Consider the following 4,510-nt stretch of genomic DNA (forward strand, 5'->3'; position numbering starts at 1 on the left):
GACAGTTGTCGCGGCAGGATGAACCAGTCCTCATATTGCGAAAAGAAGTTCAGATGCCGCTCGAAATTATATTCGCGAAGGCTGATGTTCGTATCCAGCTTGTCCAACTGCACCAGCCCGAATGCCGCGCCCATTTCGGACGGCTCCATATTATAGCCCAACTCCTCGAACAGGAACTTCGCGTCATAGGGAATGTCGCCCAGCGTCACGTCGAAGCGGCGCTCGATCGCCTCGGAATCGACGAAGATGGACGATGAACGCCCCCATGATCGCAACAACAACCCACGCCGTCCCCATGCTTCGTCATTGACGCACAGCATGCCGCCATTGCCCGCCGCGTTGATGACGTGCGAGCCATAGAAGCTGGTGGTGCTGATGTGCGACCGAAGCCCGGTAGACCGTCCGCGCAGCGTCGCGCCCAGCGTGTCCGCGCTGTCCTCGATCAGGATCAGATTATGCCAGTCGGCAATTTCGCGCAGCCGGTCCCAGTCGGGCAGATTCCCGATCAGCGAGGGGATCATCATCGCCCGCGTGCGCGACGTGATCATGGATTCCAGCAAATCCTCGTCGATATTATAGGTGCCTTCCCGCACGTCGACGAAGGCGGGGATCAACCCGTTGCGCACGATCGGCGCCACCGTCGTGGCGAATGTCAGCGCAGGCGTGATCACCTCGCTTCCCGCCGGCAGACGCAGCAGTTCGACGGCCAGATAATTGGCGGACGAACCGGAATTGACCATGATGCCGTGCCGCTTCGCAAACAGCGCCGCGACGCGCGCCTCCATGTCGCGCACATGCGCGCCCATCTGGGTCGACCCTTTCAGGACGGAAACGACCGCGTCGATCTCCGCCTGTCCATGGACGCTCTGGCCGTAATTTACGCGCATGCGGCAGCCTCCCGAAATACCGGATCAAATTGTGGTAGCGTTGCAGGGCGGACGCCCATGACATAGCGAGCGATCTGCCGCTCGCTGAGCAGACGCAGGTCGCGACGGCCGGCAAGCCCGGCCCGATACCATTCCACGGTCAGCGCCACCGCATCCGCCAGCGTCAGGCGAGGCCGCCAGCCCAGCCGCTCGCGGGCTTTCTGACTGTCCAGCCGCAGGATCGCCGCTTCGGGCGGCGACTTGGCCGGATCGCCGAAGACGAAGTTCGGCGCTCCCCTGCCCCAGGCGCTTTCCACCATCCCGGCCAGGGTCGCGACGTCCACTGTCGCATCGGCATCCGGCCCGAAATTCCATGCGCCGCCGATAGTGCGGTCGCCCTCCAGCATCCGCGCCGCCAGCATCAGATATCCTGCCAGCGGCTCCAGCACATGTTGCCAGGGCCGAACGCTCGCCGGATTGCGAATCTGCACCGGCTTGCCCGCCTCGACCGCACGGATGATATCGGGCACCAGCCGGTCGACGCTCCAGTCGCCTCCGCCAAAGACATTGCCGGCGCGAACCGAGGCCAATATCGGACTGTCGGGTTCGGCGAAGAAGGAGCGGCGATAGGAGTCCACCACCAGTTCGGCGCAGCCTTTGGACGCGCTATAGGGGTCGCTGCCGCCCAGCCGGTCGCTTTCGCGATAGCCCCAGTCCCAGCCCTGATTGTCGTAGCATTTGTCGCTCGTCACTACGACCACGCCCTTGAGCGATTGGAAGCGGCGTGCGGCGTCGAGAACGACCGCCGTGCCAACCACATTGGTCTGGAAGGTCTCGACCGGCGAGACATAGGATGGCCGCACCAGCGCCTGCGCCGCCATGTGGATCACCAGATCGGGATCGAGATCCATTACCGTTTGCGCAAAGGCCGCTTCGTCGCGAATGTCGCACAAGCGATGATCCACTAGGCCATCGACATCGATCGCCTCGAACAAGCTGGGTCCGCGGTCGCACGGGGGTAGTGCGACCGCGGTAGTGTCGGCGCCCAGCCGCCGGAGCCACAACGCCAGCCAGCCGCCCTTGAACCCGGTATGACCGGTCAAGAGAATGCGGCGACCTGCCAGCGCGCGGCTCAGCCGCTCTTCGTCGAACCGCTGATCAGGCATCAGCGCTTGCCCGTTCATATGCGGTAACGACGGGCCGTGCTTTGGTCGGAAGCCACGGCGGAGAGGCGGCTGCACATAGCTGGTTCAGATGGTCACGATCGCGGATCGTGTCCATCGGATGCCAGAAGCCGGTATGCTTGTACGCAAACAGTTCGCCGTCGGCCGCAAGCCGCGCCAACGGCGCCTGCTCCAGCGGTTCTTCATCCCCGCTCAGATAATCGAGCACGCCCGGCTCGAAGATGAAGAAGCCGCCATTGATCCAGGTTTCATGCTTGCGGACCTTCTCCGTGAATTCGACGACACGCCCGCCATCCAGTTCCAGATTGCCGAAGCGTGCCGGCGGCTGCACCGCCGTCACCGTCGCCAGCCCGCCATGGGAGCGATGGAATTCCAGCGCCTTGCCGATATCAACGTCGCCCACGCCATCGGAATAGGTCACCATGAAAGTGTCGTTTTCCAGCCATTCGCGCAGCCGCAGCAGACGCCCGCCGGTCATGGTCAATTCGCCCGTGTCGACCACCGAAATATTCCAGTCGATAGAACGGCTCTGCCGCAGCGCGATCGTCCCGTTGCCGACCTGAACGGTGAAGTCGTTGTTCATGAAATGAAGATCATGGAAGAACTTCTTCATCAGCATCATCTTGTAACCGCACGCGACGACGAAGTCGGTGAAGCCGTGCTGGGCGTAGATATCCATGACGTGGAGGATGATCGGCTTGCCGCCAACCTCGACCATCGGCTTGGGAACGTGAACCGTTTCTTCCGCCAGGCGCGATCCCAATCCGCCTGCCAACAGCACGATTTTCATGTTGATGCTCCCTGCCCTCGACCTGAACACTATGCTGACGAGAGTAAGCGAGGTTCAGGCAGAAAGGATTTGGGCAGAGGAGTTACGGCGTCGCTCAAGCGGAGTAGACGCGACGGTTAAAGGGGGCGTTTGCAGCCCCTTCCAATGCCCCCGGATCGCCATGCCTGGCCATCTCTGGCGAATGTCGCTGTCCTTTGTTGCTCTTCCGCTTCGTCGAATTGCTGGATTTTCCTGTAGTCAAGACAGGCGCGTTCAGGAAAATGAAGATCTTGGCCGCACCCCGCCCAAGCGCGCAGCATCCGCCTGGTCCTGACGGACAGGAGCCATGCCTCCAAATGCCACTTTCTAGCCCCATTGGATATGGTGCGACGCTATGCACTTGGCCCTTCTGGTCGACTGGCCTAGCGTGCCGCCATTCGCATCGGAGTGCCCATGACCAAGATTCTGTCGACGCAACTCATCTACGAAGACTGGCTCAACCTGCACATGGCCCATGTCCAGGCAGACAGCGGCGACGAGTTCGAACGTCATATCGTGGAAATGCGCCCTGCCGTTGCCGTCCTGCCCTATGATCCGGAGCGACGGGTAGCCCTCACGGTCTCGATGCCGCGAGCGCCCGTTACGCAGGCCGGGCTGCCGGACATGATGGAGGCCATTGCCGGCCTGATCGACGAGGAAGCAGAAAGCTGCACCCGGCGCGAGGCGCTGGAGGAGGCGGGCGTGCGGCTGGGCGACCTCACCCATGTCGGCCAGATCTGGAGCATTCCCAGCGTCGTTACCGAGAAGATCGACTATTATCTCGCCGAATATCGCGAGGAGGACAGGATCGAGGAAGGCGGCGGCCATCCCGACGAGCAGGAGAATATCACCGTCTACGAACTGTCGCTGGACGCGCTCTGGACGATGATGGCGCGCAAGCAACTGGCCGATGGCAAGCTGGCGATATTGCTGATGGCGCTTCGGCTGCGGCGGCCCGATCTGTTCAGCGTGCCGGTGGACTGACCGCGATGCTGCGGGCGGCGACCATGACGATGCCCTCCGGCAGGTGAAATGCGCAGTCCTCCAGGCTACCGTTGATGCAGATGGCGAGGCCTGTCGTGCGATAGCGCAGCGCAAGCCCGCGACGCTGCGGATCTTCCCATTGCACCACGGTCAGCGGCTGCCCCTGTTCGTCCAGCCACTCCACGTCCGTGTCGGACAGCAGCGCGACCTCGCGCAATACGGGTGTTCCTGCCCGTAGCGCTGCCATGGCGAAGGCATGTCTCTCCAGTTCCCCATCGCGTGCCGCCCAGTCGACCCAGCCGATCGAATTGTCCTGCGCATAGGCATTATTGTTGCCCTGCTGGCTGCGGCCGAACTCGTCGCCCGCGGTTAGCATGATCGTCCCGCGCGACAGGAAGAGCGTGGACAGCAATGCCTTTGCGTCCCGCCGCCGTGCCGCCTGTACTGTCGGATCGCCGCTCGGACCTTCGATCCCGTTATTCCAGCTGAAATTTTCGCCGTGACCATCGCGATTCTGCTCGCCATTGGCTTCATTGCGCCGGGCTTCATAGGCGGTCAGGTCGGCGAGAGTGAAACCGTCATGCGCGGCAAGGAAATTGACGGTCCGGGTTGCCGCGCCGTCGAAAATATCCGATGATCCGGCCAGCCGCGTTGCCAGCGCGCCCAGC

General features: G+C 62.5%; 4 protein-coding genes and 1 pseudogene. 1 reads left to right on the forward strand and 4 read right to left on the reverse strand.

Going from position 1 to position 4,510, the window contains the following annotated elements:
- From VMR39_RS13840 to rfbF, 3 genes are all read right to left on the reverse strand, one after another.
- On the reverse strand, positions 1-887 hold an 887-nt coding region (locus VMR39_RS13840), incomplete at its 3' end, for a DegT/DnrJ/EryC1/StrS family aminotransferase (protein WP_325416574.1).
- Positions 878-2,032: a CDP-glucose 4,6-dehydratase gene (gene rfbG, locus VMR39_RS13845; RefSeq protein ID WP_325416575.1), complete on the reverse strand. Its 1,155-nt coding sequence runs from the start codon at positions 2,030-2,032 to the stop codon at positions 878-880. The genes rfbG and VMR39_RS13840, both read right to left, overlap by 10 nt.
- Entirely contained in the window at positions 2,025-2,840 is an 816-nt protein-coding gene (rfbF, locus tag VMR39_RS13850) for a glucose-1-phosphate cytidylyltransferase (RefSeq protein WP_325416576.1), read from the reverse strand. The genes rfbG and rfbF overlap by 8 nt, the downstream gene beginning before the upstream one ends.
- Positions 2,841-3,272: 432 nt before the next feature.
- Between rfbF and VMR39_RS13855 the strand changes: the two genes are divergently transcribed.
- On the forward strand, positions 3,273-3,842 hold the full coding sequence (locus VMR39_RS13855; protein ID WP_325416577.1) for an NUDIX hydrolase: 570 nt from the start codon (positions 3,273-3,275) through the stop codon (positions 3,840-3,842).
- Here the strand turns inward: VMR39_RS13855 and VMR39_RS13860 are convergent.
- Positions 3,823-4,510: pseudogene (locus VMR39_RS13860) on the reverse strand (glycogen debranching enzyme GlgX); the annotation flags it as partial. The gene VMR39_RS13855 and the pseudogene VMR39_RS13860 sit on opposite strands and share 20 nt — an antisense overlap.

The organism is Sphingobium sp., assembly GCF_035511395.1.
Classification (GTDB): Bacteria; Pseudomonadota; Alphaproteobacteria; order Sphingomonadales; family Sphingomonadaceae; genus Sphingobium.

What these genes read in the sequence shown, in the direction of transcription:
- VMR39_RS13855 (WP_325416577.1), top strand. Translation starts at nt 3,273, where the DNA reads ATGACCAAGATTCTGTCGACGCAACTCATCTACGAAGACTGGCTCAAC.
- rfbG (WP_325416575.1), bottom strand. Translation starts at nt 2,032, where the DNA reads ATGCCTGATCAGCGGTTCGACGAAGAGCGGCTGAGCCGCGCGCTGGCA.
- rfbF (WP_325416576.1), bottom strand. Translation starts at nt 2,840, where the DNA reads ATGAAAATCGTGCTGTTGGCAGGCGGATTGGGATCGCGCCTGGCGGAA.